We start from the raw sequence: 16,970 nt of genomic DNA on the forward strand, positions 1-16,970 counted from the left end.
CCGCGTTGTCGAGTACCGCCCGCAATGGACATCGCCGAGCTCGTCCAGAGTCGCTCCGCCCGGCCCGTCATCCGCCGTCGGCGCCGCCCGCCTGTCGCGGCGCTCGCGCTGACCGCCCTCGGGGGTCTCGCGGTCGCCGGGATCCTGCAACCGCAGGATCGCGCTGCGCCCGCCCCCGTGGAAACCGCGCAGGTTTCGGCCGAGGCCGACGGGGCGGCGGCCGTGCAGGCCGCGCCCGGCGCGCTGGCCTGGATGCTCGACCCCACCCCCGTGCTCGACACGGCCTCCGGCGGCTTCATCCCGCGGACCGCGCAGGTGTCCGCCTTCCGGGCGCCGCCCGTGGCGGAGCCGTCCAAGTCGCAGCCTGCCCCATCGGAGCCGGCCACGACCCTGGCCGCCCTCCCCGCGGAGCAGGCCACCGACGCCGCGCCCGCCGTCACACCGCGCCCGGCCGCACCGACGGCCCGCCTCGCCCTCACGGTGCCGCTGCCGGTGCGGCGGCCCGACGAATTCCGCTACGAGCCGCGCACGCAGACCGCCCGGGCGGCGACGCCTCGGATCGCCACGGCGTCCGCGGCGCGCGCCTCCACCGAGCCGACTCGCAGCGTGTTCAGCGCCGCGGTCACGGACAACCGCAACTTCCTCGAGAAGATGTTCGATCTGCCGGGTTCGGCGCCCACGCCGTCCTCGGACAAGGCGATGGCCTATGCCGGGCTCGATAGCGGGGCGGTCGATTCGGCTGCGCGGCGCCGCGTCGTGCCGGGCCCGGTCTCCGAGCCGGGGGTCGCCGTCTACGACATCAGCGCCGCCACCGTGACGCTGCCGAGCGGCGAGGTGCTGGAGGCCCATTCCGGCCTCGGCGTCGCCCAGGACAACCCGGACCACGTCCATATCCGGATGCGCGGCGCCACCCCGCCCGGGGTCTACGACCTGCGGGAGCGCGAGGCCCTGTTCCATGGGGTGCGGGCGATCCGCCTCAATCCGGTCGGTGGCTCGGCCGCCATCCACGGGCGTGACGGCATCCTCGCCCACACCTACATGCTGGGCCCGAGCGGCGCCTCGAACGGCTGCGTCGTGTTCCGGAACTACACCCGCTTCCTCCAGGCCTATCTGAGCGGCGAGGTCCGGCGCCTGGTCGTGGTGCCCGGCACCGCCCCCGGCATCTTCGCCAGCCGGCGCAACGCCACGCCGCGCCGCTCGGCCTCGGCGGATTAACGGGTTTCCAAAGGGATCATCCCTTTGGCGGGACATCGGGGCAGCGCCCCGATGTCCCTTCACCAGGGCTCTGCCCTGGACCCGCGAAAGGACTTGTCCTTTCGAAACCCGCTTTGGAGCCCTTCAGGATTTGGCGACGGGCTTGAGCTTGAGCTGGTCGATGGCCCAGCGCCACGTCCCGTCCGATTGCCGGCGGGCCGACTCGACCGAGAGCGCGCCGTTCGGCAGCCGCGCGAAGGTCAGCGCGAGGTCGCCGTTGCGGATCGCCGGCAGGGTCTCGGGTTCGGGGAAGTCCGACTTGCGCGCGAGCAGATCGGTATAGAAGCGGCGGATCTCGTCGTGGCCGGTCGCCACGATATCGCCTGCGGCCACCACCGCCTGCGGCTCGTACAGGGCGACCAGCCCTTCGGCATCGCCGGCATTGGCCCGTTCGTTGAAGAGGCGGGCCAGATCCTCCGGCTCGCGTGCCACGTCCCGCTGCGTCTCGCTCATCGCTCGTTCCTCCCTGTCTGTTTCAGGCCTGTCTATTTCAGGCGGTTGCCCCCGCCGTCCCGCACCGCGACCGCCACCGGAACGCCGGCCTTGACGCTCTCGGACACGGTGCAGAACTGCTCGAACTGAGCGAGCACGCGGTCGAGCCGGTCCATCGACTCGGCGGGCGCGCCGAGCGCGATATCGACCTCGATCCCGACGAGGCGCAGGCGGCCTTCCGCATTGCGGGCCACGCGCCCGATCGCCTCGGCGCTCACGCCCCCACCCTCCTGCCGGTACTTGCCCAGCGCGAAGGCGAGGCTCGCGCACAGACAGTTGCTCACGGCGGCGATCAGCACCTGCTCCGGCGAGGGACCGGTGCCGCCGCCGATCGGCTCCGGCTCGTCCGTCAGCAGCGGCACGAAGCTCTCGCCGAAATCGATCCGGAAGGCGTAGGCCTCGATCTGCCGGATCCGAATGCTGTGCTTGTCCGACATCGTGGCCTCCTCGCCTCCCTATCAACCCACCGCCGCGCGATCTCGTTCGAGCCCCGCACTGCGCCTTGACCTGCCATTCGTATCTGGTATACCAGATGCCAATGACGAGCCACCGGAAAGAGCGATTTCGATCCGGAAGGCCCGAGACCCGGGAAGCCAAGGAGGCAACGCCTGCCATGACCGAACGCGGCATCCTCGACAGACATCGCATCTCTCCGCTCACAGCGCGGCCTCAGGGCTAGCCGGCGGCGGAAGGGGGGCAACCGATGGCCCAATCGCAGACCTTCGACACGTCCGGCCTTGTCGCGGCGATCGGTGACGCGGTGGTGATCTCCGACGCGGACGGACGGATTGTCGTCTGGAATCCGGCTGCGGAGCGGATCTTCGGCTTCTCGGAAGCCGAGGCGCTCGGGCAGAGCCTCGACCTCATCACCCCGGAGCGTCACCGCCGACGCCACTGGGATGGCTACGCCAAGACGATGCGTACGGGCGAGACCCGCTACGGCACGTCGCTGCTCAAGGTTCCGGCCCTGCACAAGGATGGCCGGGCCCTGTCGATCGCCTTCACCGTCGCGCTGCTGCACGGCGCGGCGGGCGAGGTCACCGGCATCGCCGCGGTCATCCGCGACGAGACCGAGCGCTTTCAGGAAGAGCGCTCCCTGCGCCGCCGCGTGGCGGAGCTGGAAGAGGCTTTGGGCACCCTCGTCTGCGCCTGAAGGCGGGGCGCCTGAGCCATTCAGCAATATTACCGGCCGTAATACTTTTCGATTTTCCAACAACGACCCACAACGAAGTCGAAATAGGGAGAAGACCGAGATGACCCAGCCGCTCGACGGGATCAGAATCATCGATTTCACCCACGTCCAGGCGGGCCCCGCCTGCACCCAGCTCCTCGCGTGGTTCGGGGCGGACGTGATCAAGGTCGAGCGTCCGGGCTCGGGCGACGTGACGCGCAACCAGCTTCGCCACGTCGAGGACGCGGATGCGCTCTACTTCACGATGCTCAACTCCAACAAGCGTTCGCTGACGCTGGACACCAAGAACCCGCAGGGCAAGGAAGTCCTGGAAAAGCTGATCCAAGAATCCGACGTGATGGTCGAGAATTTCGGCCCCGGCGCACTTGATCGCATGGGCTTCACCTGGGCCCGCATCCAGGAGCTCAACCCGGGCATGATCCTCGCCTCGGTGAAGGGCTTCTCCGACGGGCACCACTACGAAGATCTGAAGGTCTACGAGAACGTGGCCCAGTGCGCGGGCGGTGCCGCCTCGACCACCGGCTTCTGGGACGGCCCGCCCACCGTGTCGGCCGCCGCGCTCGGTGACTCGAACACCGGCATGCATCTGGCCATCGGCATCCTCACGGCGCTGCACCAGAAGACCAAGACCGGCAAGGGCCAGAAGGTCGCCGTGTCGATGCAGGATTCGGTGATCAACCTCTGCCGCGTGAAGCTGCGCGACCAGCAGCGCCTCGATGCCATCGGCTACCTCGAAGAATACCCGCAATACCCGCACGGCGAGTTCACGGACGTGGTGCCGCGCGGCGGCAACGCGGGCGGCGGCGGCCAGCCGGGCTGGGTGCTCAAGTGCAAGGGCTGGCAGACGGACCCCAACGCCTACATCTACTTCACGATCCAGGGCCACGCCTGGGCCCCGATCTGCAAGGCGCTCGGCCGTGAGGAGTGGATCGACGATCCGGCCTACAACACGCCCCGCGCCCGCCAGGACAAGATCTTCGAGATCTTCGCCATCATCGAGGATTGGCTGGCCGACAAGACCAAGTTCGAGGCCGTCGATATCCTGCGCAAGTTCGACATCCCGTGCTCGCCGGTGCTGTCGATGAAGGAAATCGCCGCCGATCCGTCGCTGCGCGCCAGCGGCACCATCGTCGAGGTGCCGCATCCCAAGCTCGGCTCGTATCTGACCGTCGGTTCCCCGATCAAGTTCTCGGACCTGAAGGTCGACATCAAGGCTTCGCCGCTTCTGGGCGAGCACACCGACGAGGTCCTCGCCGGCCTCGGCTACTCGCCCGAGCAGATCGCCGCGATGCACGAGTCGCGCGCGGTCTAAAGGGGAAGCGGCAGCGCGGATCGCCGCGCTGCCCGTACAGGATGGCCAGTCTCTTTCGGCCATGATCCTCCCGGGACAGGGCATCGCCCCGGGAGCGCATGACCGGGCATGACGCCCGGGTTTCTTCCTCCTCCGATGACTTTCCCGGGCCGACTCCGTCGGTCCGGTTTTTCGTTGTCCGGGTTTTTGATGCAGTATTCGTTTGATCAAACCTGATCACAGCGAAAGCCGAGCGTTCCCCTCTCCCCGCACGCGGGGAGAGGGCCACGTCTCCCCCTTGTCGGGGAGCGTGGCGAGGCGGCAGCCGACGGTGAGGGGGCTTGGCCCGAAGAGCCTCTTCCCGAGCCGCCCCCTCACCGCCGCTCCGGCTTCGCCTGCGCTTCCTGTCTGCACGACAGGGTGCAGACAGGCCTCTCCCCGACCAATCCCGGGCCTGCCCGGGATTGGCAAGGCGTCACCGAAGTCGGGTAAACCCGACTTCGGGCGGGGAGAGGGGAAATCCGCCGTCCCGTCGAGATCAACCGGATTTGGGGTAGAGACGCGTTCGCCCGCGCCGCCTAACCGAAGAAATCGCCCAGGAAGAAGTCCACGGCCTGGCTCACCACCTCCGGATCGTAGGCGTGCGGGCCGTCATACTCGACGTAGGTGAGGTCGTAGCCTGCCACCCGAAGCAGCCGGGCGTGGTTGCGGGCGCTCCGGTCGATCGGGATCTGCTCGTCGCGGGTGCCGTGCGACAGGAAGATCTTGGGCGCACCCGCCTGCACCTGCACCGACATGAACCCGGCGGACGACACGATCAGGTGGCTGACCCGGTCACCGTTGGTGAGCCCGAGGGACAGCGCGTAGCTGCCGCCGTCCGAATGGCCCGCGAAAGCGAGATGGCCTGGGTCGAGTAGGAAGCGGTCGGCGACCTCGGCGAGCGCCCGGTCGAGCCGCTCCCGGTCCGGCCCGTTGCCGGCGATCACGAGATCCCAGGTCGGGTGCAGCGATTGCGGCGCGAGCAGTAGGAAGCCGCGCTTGTCGGCATGGGCCTCCAGCATCGGCAGGATCTTTTCGGCACTGCCGCCGCCGCCGTGGAACAGGACGACGAGCGGCGTCGGCAGGCGTGGATCGATGTGCTCGGGCACGCGGAGCATCGCGTCGCGGGTCTCGAACAAGCCGAGCGCGTGGCGGCCCGGCGGCAGCGGCGGCTTACCCGGCAGCCGCGGCAGGAAGGCAAGCCGGCCGGCCAGACGGGGATCGAGGGCAACCGTCGGATCGAAGGCGGAAGAGGACATGGGGCGTCTCGCGGGTGGAGCCCGACGCCGCCCCTCATGCTGAGGTGCCCGCGACAGCGGGCCTCGAAGCAACCCGGAACGCTGATCCTCCCCGGTGTCTGGAAAGGCTGTCCCAGGGCTTTCGTCGTGCGTGCTTCGAGGCTTCGCTTCGCTCCGCACCTCAGCATGAGGAACGGAAAGGCTCGCCGAACAAAAAAGGACCGCGGCGCCCATTTCGGGCACCGCGGTCCGGCTCAGTCGAAGCGGTGGAAGGGCAGTGCCCGCCTCACTTCTTCTTCAAGGTGCTCTGCGGGTTGAGGCTGCCGATATTGCCGCTCTCGCTGCCGGCGGCCGGGTCGATCTCCGCATTGATCAGGGTCGGCTTGCCGGAATTCATCGCCTCATCCACGGCCCGCTTCAGCTCGTCCGGCGTGGTGACGTTCACGCCGACGCCGCCGAAGGCCTCCATCATCTTGTCGTAGCGGGAATTCTTGACGAAGACGGTGGTGCCCGGATCGCGGCCGGTCGGATCGGTGTCGGTGCCGCGATAGATGCCGTTGTTGTTGAAGATGACGATGCAGACCGGCAGCTCGTAGCGGCAGATGGTCTCCACCTCCATGCCGGAGAAGCCGAAGGCCGAGTCGCCCTCCACCGCCAGTACCGGCTTGCCGGTCTCGACGGCGGCCGCGACGGCGAAGCCCATGCCGATGCCCATCACGCCCCAGGTGCCGACGTCCAGGCGCTTGCGCGGCTGGTACATGTCGATGATGCCGCGAGCCAGATCGAGGGTGTTGGCACCCTCGTTGACGAGGATCGCGTCGGGCCGCTCCTTGATGACGGTCCGGAGCGCCCCAAGCGCCGAGTGGAAGCACATCGGCGAGGAGTTCTTCATCAGCTTCGGGGCCATCTTGGCGATATTGGCCTCGCGCTTGCCCCGCAGCGTCTCCAGCCAGTTGGAGGGCGCGCCCTTCCAGTCCTTGCGGATGCCGTCGAGCAGCGCCTCGACGCAGGAGCCGATATCACCCACCACCGGCGCGACGATCTCGACGTTCGAGTCCATCTCGCGCGGCTCGATGTCGATCTGGATGAAGCGCTTCGAGCCGGGCTCGCCCCAGGTCTTGCCCTTGCCGTGGGAGAGCAGCCAGTTGAGGCGGGCGCCCACCAGCAGCACCACGTCGGAATCCTTGAGCGCGGTGGAGCGGGCCGCACCGGCCGAGAGCGGGTGGGTGTCGGGCAGGAGGCCCTTGGCCATGCTCATCGGCACGTAGGGGATGCCGCTTTCCTCGACGAGCGCACGCACCGCCTCGTCGGCCTGGGCGTAGGCCGCGCCCTTGCCGAGGATGATGAGCGGACGCTCGGCCGACTTCAGCACGTCGAGCGCCCGGGCGATGGCGGCCGGGGCCGGGAGCTGGGCCGGGGCCGCATCGATCACCTTGACCAGCGAGCGCGCGCCGAGATCGGCATCGATGACTTGCGAAAAGAGCTTGGCGGGCAGATCGAGATAGACGCCGCCGGGCCGGCCGGAGACGGCAGCGCGGATCGCGCGGGCCACGCCGATGCCGATATCGGCGGCGTGCAGCACGCGGAAGGCGGCCTTGCACAGCGGCTTGGCGATGGCGAGCTGGTCCATCTCCTCGTAGTCGCCCTGCTGCAGATCGACGATCTCGCGCTCGGAGGAGCCGGAGATCAGGATCATCGGGAAGCAGTTGGTGGTGGCGTTGGCCAGCGCGGTCAGGCCGTTGAGGAAGCCCGGCGCTGAGACGGTGAGGCAGATGCCCGGCTTCTTGGTGAGGAAGCCGGCGATCGCGGCGGCGTTGCCCGCATTCTGCTCGTGGCGGAAGGAGATGACCCGCAGACCCTCGGCCTGGGCCAGACGGCCGAGATCGGTGATCGGGATGCCGGGCACGTTGTAGATCGTCTCGATGCCGTTGAGCTTGAGCGCGTCGATGACGAGGTGGAAGCCATCCGTCAGCGCCGGCTCCTCGTGGGGCATCGCGCCCGCGGTGATCGCGTCGATGTTCTGGGCCTGGACGGTCATGCGGCGTTCTCCCTTGTGGTGCGGATGCTCTTGTCCGGCGCGGGGCCCGATGGCGTCGGGCCGGGCTCATTTCGCGCCTGCTGCTGCGCCGCGCGCAGCGTGTGGACCGGTCTCGGGTGGCCGGCCTTGTTGCGACACAGCTGGCATACCAAATACCAACAGGCCGGTCAAACGAAACGCATGGCGTTGCATCCGCACGCGGGAAGCGTCGGGGGAGCGGTCGAAAAAGGGGCCGCAGGATCCAGAGTGTCAGGGGTGAAGCGTCGGGAGACGGACTTCCCGGCGTCCGCCGGCCGTGGTCCCCGAATGGAGGGGGGCGGCGGGCTTGTCGTCAGCGGCTTCTGATCACACTCGGCACGACCCTGAAGCGTGCCCAGCCTCGTTGTAAGCAGCCGGCCAGAGCGGCTGCGGGCCGAGACACCGGCTCGCGTGACACCGCGAAAGCTTTGAAGGCCTGGTCGGCGAAGGGCGGGGCTACTCCCGATAGACGTTGCCGTCCGGGCCGACCGTGATGAGGCTTCCCCCTCTCGCGACCGCCAAGCTGATGGCCTTCGTCGGAGTGTGCTGCCAGTTCCGGATGACGTCGTCGCCGGCCTTCGTCCAGATCTCGTTGGTGAACTTGTTGGTGACGGCGATGCGGCCATCTCCGGCTGTCGCGAGGTCGCCGACGCTCTCCCCGACCTGGGTCCATTTTCCGCTTCTCTCGATCCGGTGGACGTTGCCGTCCATCCCGATCGCCCAGTAGGCAAGGCGGCTCATCGGCACGACCCGGAGCGCGGCGCCGGGCATGTAGCTCCAGGCCTCCACGTCGTCGTCGGCGTTCTTGACGTAGATGTTGTCTTCGATGTTCGTGATGACGACCGTCCCGTCCTCGGAGGCCGAAATCGTCCGGCCGCCATGCCCGACCTGCTTCCACGCATTGCCGTTGTAGCGCAGGATGCTTCCATCGGTGGCCAAACCGTAGATGCTGTTGGCCGTCACGACGGCCACGTCCGCCATCGGCTTCGGAGCGGGGATCGGCGCGGCGGTCTGGCCGCCCGTCAGCCGCCAGAGCGTCCCGGCCTGGGCGTTCACGACCACGGTCGTGCCGTCGCGGCCGCGCGAGACGCGCTTCGAAAACTCGCCGATCTGCGCCTTGATCGGCCCCTTCCCGGTGGGCCCCGCAACGGGCGCGGCCATCCCCCCGATCGAGACGATGACGCCGTTCGAGGGAACGCCGGCCGCGTCGAGAAGGAAGGCCATGTAGTAGCCCGGAGGAGCGATGTTGGGGCTGCCGGGCATCACCACCGAAACCGTCCGCCCGGTCTGGGAGAAGGCCGCCGGGATGTAGCGCTGGCTGCTGTCGAAGCTGTGCGTCGCCGTCCCGAGGGCGACGAGGGCGACCCTGGAAATGCTGTCGTCGCCCGCGAGCGAGACCGTCAGCCGCGCGCCGTAATCGAAGGTCTTGGCATTGACGCTGGCAACACGCGGACGCGGCGCGAGCACCTGCCGGCCCTGGTCCGTCCTGAACAGGTAGGGCGGATAGTAGATCTCGGCGTTGAAGTTCGTGACCGGTCCGGGAACGCCCCCGCCGGTCACCAGAACGGTGGCGTTGGGCAGGAGCACCGCCGCCGAGTGGTAGCCCCGATAGGTGGCCGCGCTCGCGCCCGTCTTCCAGCGGCCGGTGCGGGGATCCCAGAGTTCGGCCGGGTAGACGGCGTCGGCGCCCGCATTGTCGGCGAAGCGGGTGCCGCCGGTGACGGCGACGGTGCCGTCCGAGAGGATTGTCGAGTTCGCCCATTGCCGCGGGTTGGCCATCGGCGCCACCTCGGTGAGGACGGGTGCCGCGCCGCGGATATCGATCACCGTGGCGGCCGCGCTCGAGGGCGTGGCATGCTCGTTCGAGGCCCCGTTGCCGCCCACCTGCAGGATCCGCCCGACATCGAACATCGCCGCCGTCGAGGTCGGACCGGTATTCGGTCGCCGGAAGGCATTGAAGCCGGTCTTGAAGTTGCCGAGCGTTCTGGTGGCGCCGCGGCCGTTCGGATCGAGCGACCACATCTTATCGGCCGAGATCCCGAAGACCCGGCCGTTCGGCGCAACCCACATCCGCGGATACCACCACCGATTGAAGTCGGGACCGAACGCGTCGCGACTGGTCGCGCCGGGCAGCGTGCTCCAGCCGGCGCCGGGCGTGTAGATTTCCGGCGTCATCGAGACGTCGCCCTGGGCGATCGCGGTGGCAGGACCTCTAAAGGCATTCACGACGTAGGGGGCGCCGCCGCCCGTGATGAGGATGCGGCCATCCGTCAGGGTCAGCATCGAGGCGTACCAGCGCTGATACGCGAGCTGCGAGGCGGCGGCCGTCGGCGTCGCGGTCTTCGGGTCGAACAGAGTGCTGGCCCGCGACGAGTAATTGTTGCTCACGGCACTGCCGCCGGAGATCAGCATCGCGCCCGACTTGAGGAAAGCGGCCGCGCTGCAGAAGCTGTCGATGAACTGCGCGTTCGGCAGGGTGTAGTGCGCGGCGGGATCGTCGAGGCCCCGGGCCGGGTCCCACAGGTCGAAGGTGCGCCCGTCATGCACGTCCCCGCCGAGGGCAGTGCCGTATGTCATGACGGTGCCGGAGGGCATCAGCGTCGCGTGGATGCCGACCAGCGGCCAGCCCCTCACCGGCGACCACATTCCCACCACGGAGGCGTTGGGCCCGACCCGGAGGTTGTCCACGAGCGGGTCCGGTTCGTTGCCGATGGCGACCTGCGCGAACGACGAACCGGGCACCGCCATCAAGACCAGGGCCGTCACAAGCCGGCCGACCCGGTGAAAAGTGAAGTCCGACACCCTGCGAATCTCCCGATGACGATGGGAGACTTCCTTCTCACAATGACTTGAAATGAAACATAGGTTTAGATCGCAACTCAGTAATCTGCCGCGCTGGTTGTGCCGATTTGTTCACACCAACCAGCGGCTTTGCTTCTTCCCGCCTGAGGGTCAGTCCCGGCCTCGGTTCCGGCGGACGGCCTGACGTCATCTCGTCGGCCGTCGGGGTGTGGCGGGAAATTCAATGGCTGGGAATTCGGCTGGGGCGGCCGCCGCCTCGACGCGAGCCGTTCGAGGCGGCGGACCATCGTTCGAGGCCCTCAGGCCAGCTTCACCGCGCGAGCCTCCGCCGCGTCGGCGATCTCTGCCTCCGCCGCGAGGTAGCGCCGCCGCATCGGCTTCAGCACGAAGACCGCCAGCGCCGCGGCCAGGATGTTCAGCCCGATGATGAGGCCGAACACCGCCGACCAGCCGTAGGAGGCCGACAGCACGCTGGCCAACGGGACGAGGAAGGCCGCCGTCCCCTTGGCCGTATAGAGGAGGCCGGCGTTGCTGGCGGCGTATTTCGAGCCGAACGTGTCGCCGCAAGTGGCCGGGAACAGCGAGTAGATCTCCCCGAACACGCCGAAATACATCGCCGTGCACAGAACGAAGACGAGCGGATTACGCCCGTAGCCGAGGAGCAGAATGCAGGCCGTCGCGGCGATCACGAAGGCGATGAACATCGTGTTCTCGCGGCCGATGTTGTCGGACACCCAGCCGAAGAAGGGCCGGCCGAACCCGTCGAAGATGCGGTCGAGCGAGATCGCCAGGGTGAGCGCGGCCATCTGCAGACCGAATAGGTTCATCGTCACGTCGGCGACCTTGAAGTCGTGGGCGATCGGCGCGATCTGCGCCGCCGCCATCAGGCCGCCGGAGGCGACCATCACGAACATCGCATACATCGTCCAGAACACGGGGGTGCGCACCGCTTCCTTCGGGCTGCGGTCGATCTTGGTCTGGGGCAGGCGCAGGTTCTTGCGCCGGATCGGCACGGCGACCGACGGCTTACGTAGCAGGAAGGACAGCAGGACGACGACCAATCCCTGGCCGAGCCCGAAGACGAGGAAGGCCCTCTGGTAGCCGCTCGCGGCGATCATGTGGGCGATCGGCACCACGGTGGCCGCCGCTCCCGCGCCGAAGCCCGCCGCCGTCGCGCCCGCCGCCAGGCCGCGGCGATCCGGGAACCACTTGAGGGCGTTGCCGACGCAGGTGCCGTAGACCGAGCCGGCGCCGATCCCGCCAATCACCGCCGCGGCGTAGAGCAGGGAAAGCGAGTCGGCGTAGGCGTTCAAGGTCCAGGACAAGGCGATCATGACGCCGCCGAAGCCCACCACGATGCTCGGCCCGTAGCGATCGACGAACCACGTCTCGATCGGAACCAGCCAGGTTTCGGTGGCGACGAAGATCGTGAAGGCGAACTGGATCGCCGTGCGCCCCCATTGGTGCTGCGCATCGATCGGATCGACGAAGAGTGTCCAGCCGTATTGAAGGTTGGCGATCATGGCCATGCAGAGCACGCCGAAGGCGAGTTGCCACCACTTGGCGGAAGGCGCATCCGGAGGCGCCTGGAGTGGCACGTGTTGCTCGGCCGGTTGGTGTACCATCCGGTTCTCTCCCTGAACGTTTCTCGTGCTCCCCTGGCGCCGCATCATGCACAATGATGCTAGGCATACAATATACCAGAGCAGCAAAGTCCAAGCGTGGCGGTGCGGCAACCCGGCACACCGGATCGACCGCGTCGGCGGGAGCACGTCAAGAAATGCGCGGCGTCGGGACCGAAAAACGCGTCGGCGCGCACCGGGCGTCTGGGCCCGGCGCGCGCCGACATTCTTCGAAAGGCCGGGCGGCGGCCCGGCCCGTGCGCGGCCTCAGTGGACGGAGACCGTCGTCGGCTTGGCCTCCAAGTTGGCCTCCAAGACGGTCGACTCCTGCCGCGTGTAGGCCTGCCGCATCGGCTTGAGGACGAAGATCGCCATCAACGCCGCCAGGATGTTGAGCGCGGCGGCCGCCAGGAACACCGCGTGCCAGCTCCCCGTCATCGTCGTGAGGATGCTGGTATAGGGCACGATCAGCGCCGCCGTGCCCTTGGCCGTGTAGAGCAGGCCGGCATTGGTGGCGGCGTATTTCGAGCCGAAGGTGTCGCCGCAGGTCGCCGGGAACAGCGAGTAGATCTCGCCCCAGGCGAAGAACACCAGACCGGTCAGGATCACGAACAGGATTGGGTCCTGGCCGAACTGGCTCAGCAGGTAGATGCCCACGCCCTCGATGCCGAAGGAGAGGAACATCGTGTTCTCACGGCCGATATGGTCGGAGATCCAGCCGAAGAGCGGGCGCGTCACGCCGTTGAGCACCCGGTCGATCGTGGCGGCGAAGGTCAGCGCCGGCAGGGTGATCCCCAGCAGGCTCACCGGCACGTCGGCGATATGGAAGTCCTTGGCGATGGGGCCGAGCTGGGCGGTGGCCATCAGGCCGCCGGCCGCCATCATCACGAACATCGCGTACATCACCCAGAAGATCGGGGTGCGCACCATCTCGCCGGGCGTGAAGTCACGCCGGCTCTGGCTGACGCGGGCGATCTCGGGCACCTGCCCTTTCTTCGGCGCGACGAGGAACAGGGCGATCAGCATCACGATCAGGCCCTGGCCGATCCCGAACCAGAAGAAGGCGGCCTCGTAGCCGTAATGGTGGATCACCGCCTGGATCGGCACGACGGTGAGTGCCGAGCCCGCGCCGAAGCCCATGGCGGTGAGGCCAGCGGCCAGACCGCGCCGGTCGGGGAACCACTTCAGCGAGTTGCCGACGCAGGTACCGTAGACCGCGCCCGCACCGGTGCCGCCAACAGCCGCCCCGACATAGAGCAGCCAAAGCGTGTCGGCGTAGGCATTGATCACCCAGGCCAGCCCGCACAACAGGCCGCCGACGAGCGTCACGGCCCGCGGGCCGTACTTGTCGACGAACCAGCCCTCGATCGGCACCAGCCAGGTCTCAGTGAGAACGAACAGGGTGAAGGCGACTTGGATCGCGGCGCGATCCCAGCCGTGCCGTTCCTGCATCGGGTTGACGAAGAACGTCCAGCCGTACTGCATGTTGGCGATCATGCACATGCAGACGATGCCGAACACCAATTGCAGCCATCGGCTCGTCGGTGGTGGAACGTATGTTGTCGTAGGTTGGGTCATGGACGTATCTCCAGTGTACGCTCGATTTTTCCGAGCTTTTTGGCAGCTCAATTTCTCGATTATTTTTTAAATATGACTTTAAATATTCGCTGACGCGGAATGACTGCGTAAGCAGACCATCGCGTTCGTCCGGTGAATTCTTGGAGTCGCCTCCAACTCGATCACATCGGATCGGCGGATCAGGACCCTCGTTTCAACGCGCCGAGTTTCGACGAACCGGCTGCCACCTCGTCAGAATGCGCTGACGAAGCCGAAAGGCACCGCCGCGGATGAGCTCTGCCGGTTCCCGGGGACACCCTGCGAGGACAAGCGCGAGGCATTCGTGCAGCCCTGGATCAGGGGGCAGGACCTGCCTCGGATCATGCCGCACCGGCCGAACGGAGGACGTCTAAGCGGATGATTTTGGCGGCTCAATCTTGCCAATCCCGCCCGGACGGCGGCACCATAATTCAAAACGCAGGATTGACAATAGGTATGCTGTATACCAGCCTGCAGTCCAAGGCGGCCCCGTCCGAGAGGCATGCCGATGGAGGAGCGCCGTGTTTGGAACGATGCGCCGTGAGCCGGATGCCGGTGGCGTCCGCACCATCCACCGGGACCGATCCGTGGCCGAGGCGGCCCAACTCCTCGCCGAGCCGGGAACGGGCGCGCTCGTCGTCGTCGAGGGCGATGCCGACGCCACGGTGACGGGTCTGCTGACCCAGCGCGACATCTTCCGCGCAGTGGCGACCGAGGGCCCTGAAATCTACAACCGCAGCGTCTGGCTCATCACCGATCACGACTTTCCCGCAGTCGATGTCGGCGCCTCGGCGCAGGAGCGGCTGAAGACCTTCTGCGAGCGGAAGGTCGATCACATCGCCCTAATGGAATCCTGCCGCATCAGCGCGATCCTGAGTATCTGGGACTGCGCTGGCCAAGGAGTCGGCCAGGATATTGGCCAAGCACGGGCGACGAACCCGCCGGCATTGCCGCATACGTGAAGGCGCACGGCTCACAGTGAGCGCAAATGGAGCGCCGGACACGACGCATCTCGTTACGGATTCATGCCTGCCGGGAGCAGGCACCGTTCACCGAGCGTTGTGCGAGAACGATCCGGAACAGGTCGGAAGACGAGTCCGAGAAAAGGCGTCCGCCATGGAAAACCCGATGAAACATCTGACCGTCATCGAATGCCCGATCGTCTTCCCGGGCGAGAACGAATTCGGTGCGTCGAGCATCGACATGTTGCCCCGTCTTGGCATCGCCGGCGGGCTGGAGAGCCGCCACATCCGCGTTCTGGACGAGCGCATCATCGCGGTGTGCATCTGGCGCAGCTCGTTCTGCGCCAAGCTGTTCTTCGACACCGCGTGGCACGAGCGGGCGGCGAGCCTGTGGGGCGAGGCCTACCAGATCCGGTTCGAGGCGATCGAGAACGCCTCCGCCGCCTGATCGAAACCGGGAGGGGCGAGCGATGAGCGACGCCGCACCGCCCCTCTCTGACAGGTTTCCGGCCGAGGCCGCCGGCACCGCCCGCGCGGACGAGCTGGCCTTCCACGCCTGGAATCCCGGCCTCGAACCCGGCCTGCCGCGGGCGATGCGCCCGCTCGCGACGGTGTTCCGGCCCGAGAACGTCCGCCTGCCCTTTTCCGAAATCCTCGAACTGTCCGATGTCAGCGGCCTGCCCGCGACGCAGCTCGCCCCCTTCCGGCCCGAGCGCCTCGCGGTCCACGAGGTGCTGATCCGGGTCATGGCCGACATCTCGGTCCCCGTCGGCGAAGTCTATGCCGATCTCGGACTGAACTTCCGGCGCATCGTCGGCACGCTGCTGCGCGAGGGCGTGATGCACCGCCTCGACGCGGTCGCGGCGACCCTCGACGCGGTCCGCGCCGAGGCCGATGCGGCGCTGGAATGCGAGCTGTCGGCCCTGTTCGACGAGGCGCCCGCGCCGCCGCCCGAACCGGTCTCCGGCTGGGCCGGGTGGCTCCGCCGCCTCGGCCCGCGCGAGCCGCCCTCCCCTTCCCCTTCTCTGGCCGGCGACGGGCAGGCTCGCATCCTTGCCCGCCTCGACGAACGATGCGCGGCCGCGAGCGAGCCCGAGAGCATGGAGAGCGCCGCCCGCGAGGCCCTGCGCACGGTATTCGGCCACGTCATCGCCCGCCAGGGCATGCTGATCCGCGACCGCACGCTGCTGCGGCGGCTCGCCGGCATCCTCGTCACCAACCGCTGCGGCAGCGACCGGATCGGCGCACTGATCGCGCCCTGGATCGAGGCGGTCGCTGTGGCGCAGGGCTACCATCGGCCCGCGCCGCAAGCGCAGCCGGTGGTGATGACCGTCAAGGGCGCCTCGGCCTCGGGCAAGAGCACGATCCGGCCCTATCAGCGCGACCTCGCCGGGCGGATCGGCGCGCAATGGCAGGACTTCGCCGTCATCACGCCCGACGTCTGGCGCAAGTTCCTGCTGGACTATGACAGCTTGGGCGAAGCGCGCCGCTATGCCGGGCCGTTGACCGGGCACGAGGTCGAGATCATCGATGCCAAGCTCGACCGCTACATCACCCGCAAGGCGGCTGGCGGCCGCCTCTCGCACCTGCTGATCGATCGCTTCCGCTTCGACAGCTTCTCGACGGAGGCCGGCAGCGACGGTGCGGGCCAGCTCCTCACCCGGTTCGGCCAGCGCGTCTACCTGCAATTCATGATCACGCCGCCCGAGGAAACCGTGGAGCGGGCCTGGAAGCGGGGCGAGGAGTTCGGACGCTACAAGGCGGTCGAGGATCTGCTCGCGCACAACGTCGAGGCCTTCACCGGCATGCCGCGGCTGTTCTTCACCTGGGCGCTGCGCCGGGACCGGCCGGTCACTTACGAATTCCTTGACAACAGCGTGCCCAAGGGCGCGCGTCCGCTCACCATCGCCTTCGGCACGAACGACGCGATGACGATTCTCGATGCCAAAGCCCTGCTGGCGATCGAGCGCTACCGGCGGATCGATATCCGCGCCCGCACGGCGGCCGATGTCTATCGCGGCGTCGCCGACGCACCGGAGGCCGAGGCGCGCTTTCTTCGGGAGGCCTTGCGGCAGGTCTCGGTGGTGCGCTTCGCCGACCGGGCATCGGGGCGGGTCTTCGCGCGCTTTGAGAACGGTCGTCTCGTCGGCCTCGACCCGGCGGGTCTCGCCGCCGCATGCCGCGACGCCGGGACCGCGCGGGCGCTCGCGGCGACGGGCCTGACGGAAGAGATCGAGGGCATCGCGCCGCTCGACGAGATTCTCTGCCCGGACGAAACCTCGACCCTCGGCGCATGGGGTCCGGAGGCCGGCCGGGCGCACTCCTGAACCGCAGCCATGCTGCGGTGCGACATCAAATTGCGTCTGTCACACCGTCATCGGCTGCAGAGATTGCAGCCGGATTCGCGCATGGTCAGATCACGGCAC

Annotated in this window: 13 protein-coding genes; 6 read left to right on the top strand and 7 right to left on the bottom strand. The window is 67.9% G+C overall.

The genetic code is table 11. The annotated features are described in order from the left end of the window. The first annotated feature begins 24 nt into the window (after positions 1-24). Positions 25-1,215 carry a tlde1 domain-containing protein gene (locus OVA30_RS02120; RefSeq protein ID WP_268174454.1) on the top strand — a complete coding sequence of 397 codons (1,191 nt, stop codon included), beginning with the start codon at positions 25-27 and terminating at the stop codon, positions 1,213-1,215. A gap of 123 nt (positions 1,216-1,338) precedes the next feature. Here the strand turns inward: OVA30_RS02120 and OVA30_RS02125 are convergent, their stop codons facing one another. Then, entirely contained in the window at positions 1,339-1,707 is a 369-nt protein-coding gene (locus tag OVA30_RS02125) for a YybH family protein (RefSeq protein ID WP_003602632.1), read from the bottom strand. A 32-nt stretch (positions 1,708-1,739) separates the two neighbouring features. Continuing rightward, positions 1,740-2,183, bottom strand: a complete 444-nt coding sequence (locus tag OVA30_RS02130) for an OsmC family protein (protein WP_147019227.1) — start codon at positions 2,181-2,183, stop codon at positions 1,740-1,742. A gap of 266 nt (positions 2,184-2,449) precedes the next feature. Between OVA30_RS02130 and OVA30_RS02135 the strand changes: the two genes are divergently transcribed. Both OVA30_RS02135 and frc read left to right on the top strand, forming a co-directional pair. Next, a complete protein-coding gene (locus tag OVA30_RS02135; protein ID WP_015821836.1) occupies positions 2,450-2,899 on the top strand; it encodes a PAS domain-containing protein in 450 nt (149 codons plus the stop codon). 100 nt (positions 2,900-2,999) lie between these two features. Next, positions 3,000-4,250, top strand: a complete 1,251-nt coding sequence (gene frc, locus OVA30_RS02140) for a formyl-CoA transferase (RefSeq protein WP_003602639.1) — start codon at positions 3,000-3,002, stop codon at positions 4,248-4,250. Positions 4,251-4,807: 557 nt separating this feature from the next. On the opposite strand, the gene OVA30_RS02145 is transcribed toward frc, so the two are convergent. The 5 genes from OVA30_RS02145 to oxlT (OVA30_RS02165) all read right to left on the bottom strand — a co-directional run bounded on the left by OVA30_RS02145 (position 4,808) and on the right by oxlT (OVA30_RS02165) (position 13,564). After that, the gene (locus OVA30_RS02145) at positions 4,808-5,527 is read right to left on the bottom strand and encodes an alpha/beta hydrolase (protein WP_268174455.1); all 720 of its coding nucleotides are present in this window, start codon (positions 5,525-5,527) and stop codon (positions 4,808-4,810) included. A 265-nt stretch (positions 5,528-5,792) separates the two neighbouring features. Continuing rightward, entirely contained in the window at positions 5,793-7,544 is a 1,752-nt protein-coding gene (oxc, locus tag OVA30_RS02150; protein ID WP_268174456.1) for an oxalyl-CoA decarboxylase, read from the bottom strand. A gap of 474 nt (positions 7,545-8,018) precedes the next feature. Beyond that, complete coding sequence (locus OVA30_RS02155; RefSeq protein ID WP_268174457.1) at positions 8,019-10,364, bottom strand: galactose oxidase-like domain-containing protein; 2,346 nt, start codon at positions 10,362-10,364, stop codon at positions 8,019-8,021. 299 nt (positions 10,365-10,663) lie between these two features. Then, on the bottom strand, positions 10,664-11,989 hold the full coding sequence (gene oxlT, locus OVA30_RS02160) for an oxalate/formate MFS antiporter (protein ID WP_147019229.1): 1,326 nt from the start codon (positions 11,987-11,989) through the stop codon (positions 10,664-10,666). A 264-nt stretch (positions 11,990-12,253) separates the two neighbouring features. Next, complete coding sequence (gene oxlT / locus OVA30_RS02165; protein ID WP_268174458.1) at positions 12,254-13,564, bottom strand: oxalate/formate MFS antiporter; 1,311 nt, start codon at positions 13,562-13,564, stop codon at positions 12,254-12,256. Between the two features lie 539 nt (positions 13,565-14,103). Between oxlT (OVA30_RS02165) and OVA30_RS02170 the strand changes: the two genes are divergently transcribed. The 3 genes from OVA30_RS02170 (at position 14,104) to OVA30_RS02180 (ending at position 16,871) form a co-directional block, all read left to right on the top strand. Next, a complete protein-coding gene (locus OVA30_RS02170; protein ID WP_085856945.1) occupies positions 14,104-14,544 on the top strand; it encodes a CBS domain-containing protein in 441 nt (146 codons plus the stop codon). A 166-nt stretch (positions 14,545-14,710) separates the two neighbouring features. Continuing rightward, a complete protein-coding gene (locus OVA30_RS02175; RefSeq protein WP_012752276.1) occupies positions 14,711-14,992 on the top strand; it encodes a hypothetical protein in 282 nt (93 codons plus the stop codon). A 22-nt stretch (positions 14,993-15,014) separates the two neighbouring features. Beyond that, positions 15,015-16,871: a hypothetical protein gene (locus tag OVA30_RS02180; RefSeq protein WP_268174459.1), complete on the top strand. Its 1,857-nt coding sequence runs from the start codon at positions 15,015-15,017 to the stop codon at positions 16,869-16,871. Positions 16,872-16,970: the final 99 nt, after the last annotated feature.

It is taken from the genome of Methylorubrum sp. SL192 (genome assembly GCF_026672325.1).
GTDB lineage: Bacteria > Pseudomonadota > Alphaproteobacteria > Rhizobiales > Beijerinckiaceae > Methylobacterium > Methylobacterium extorquens.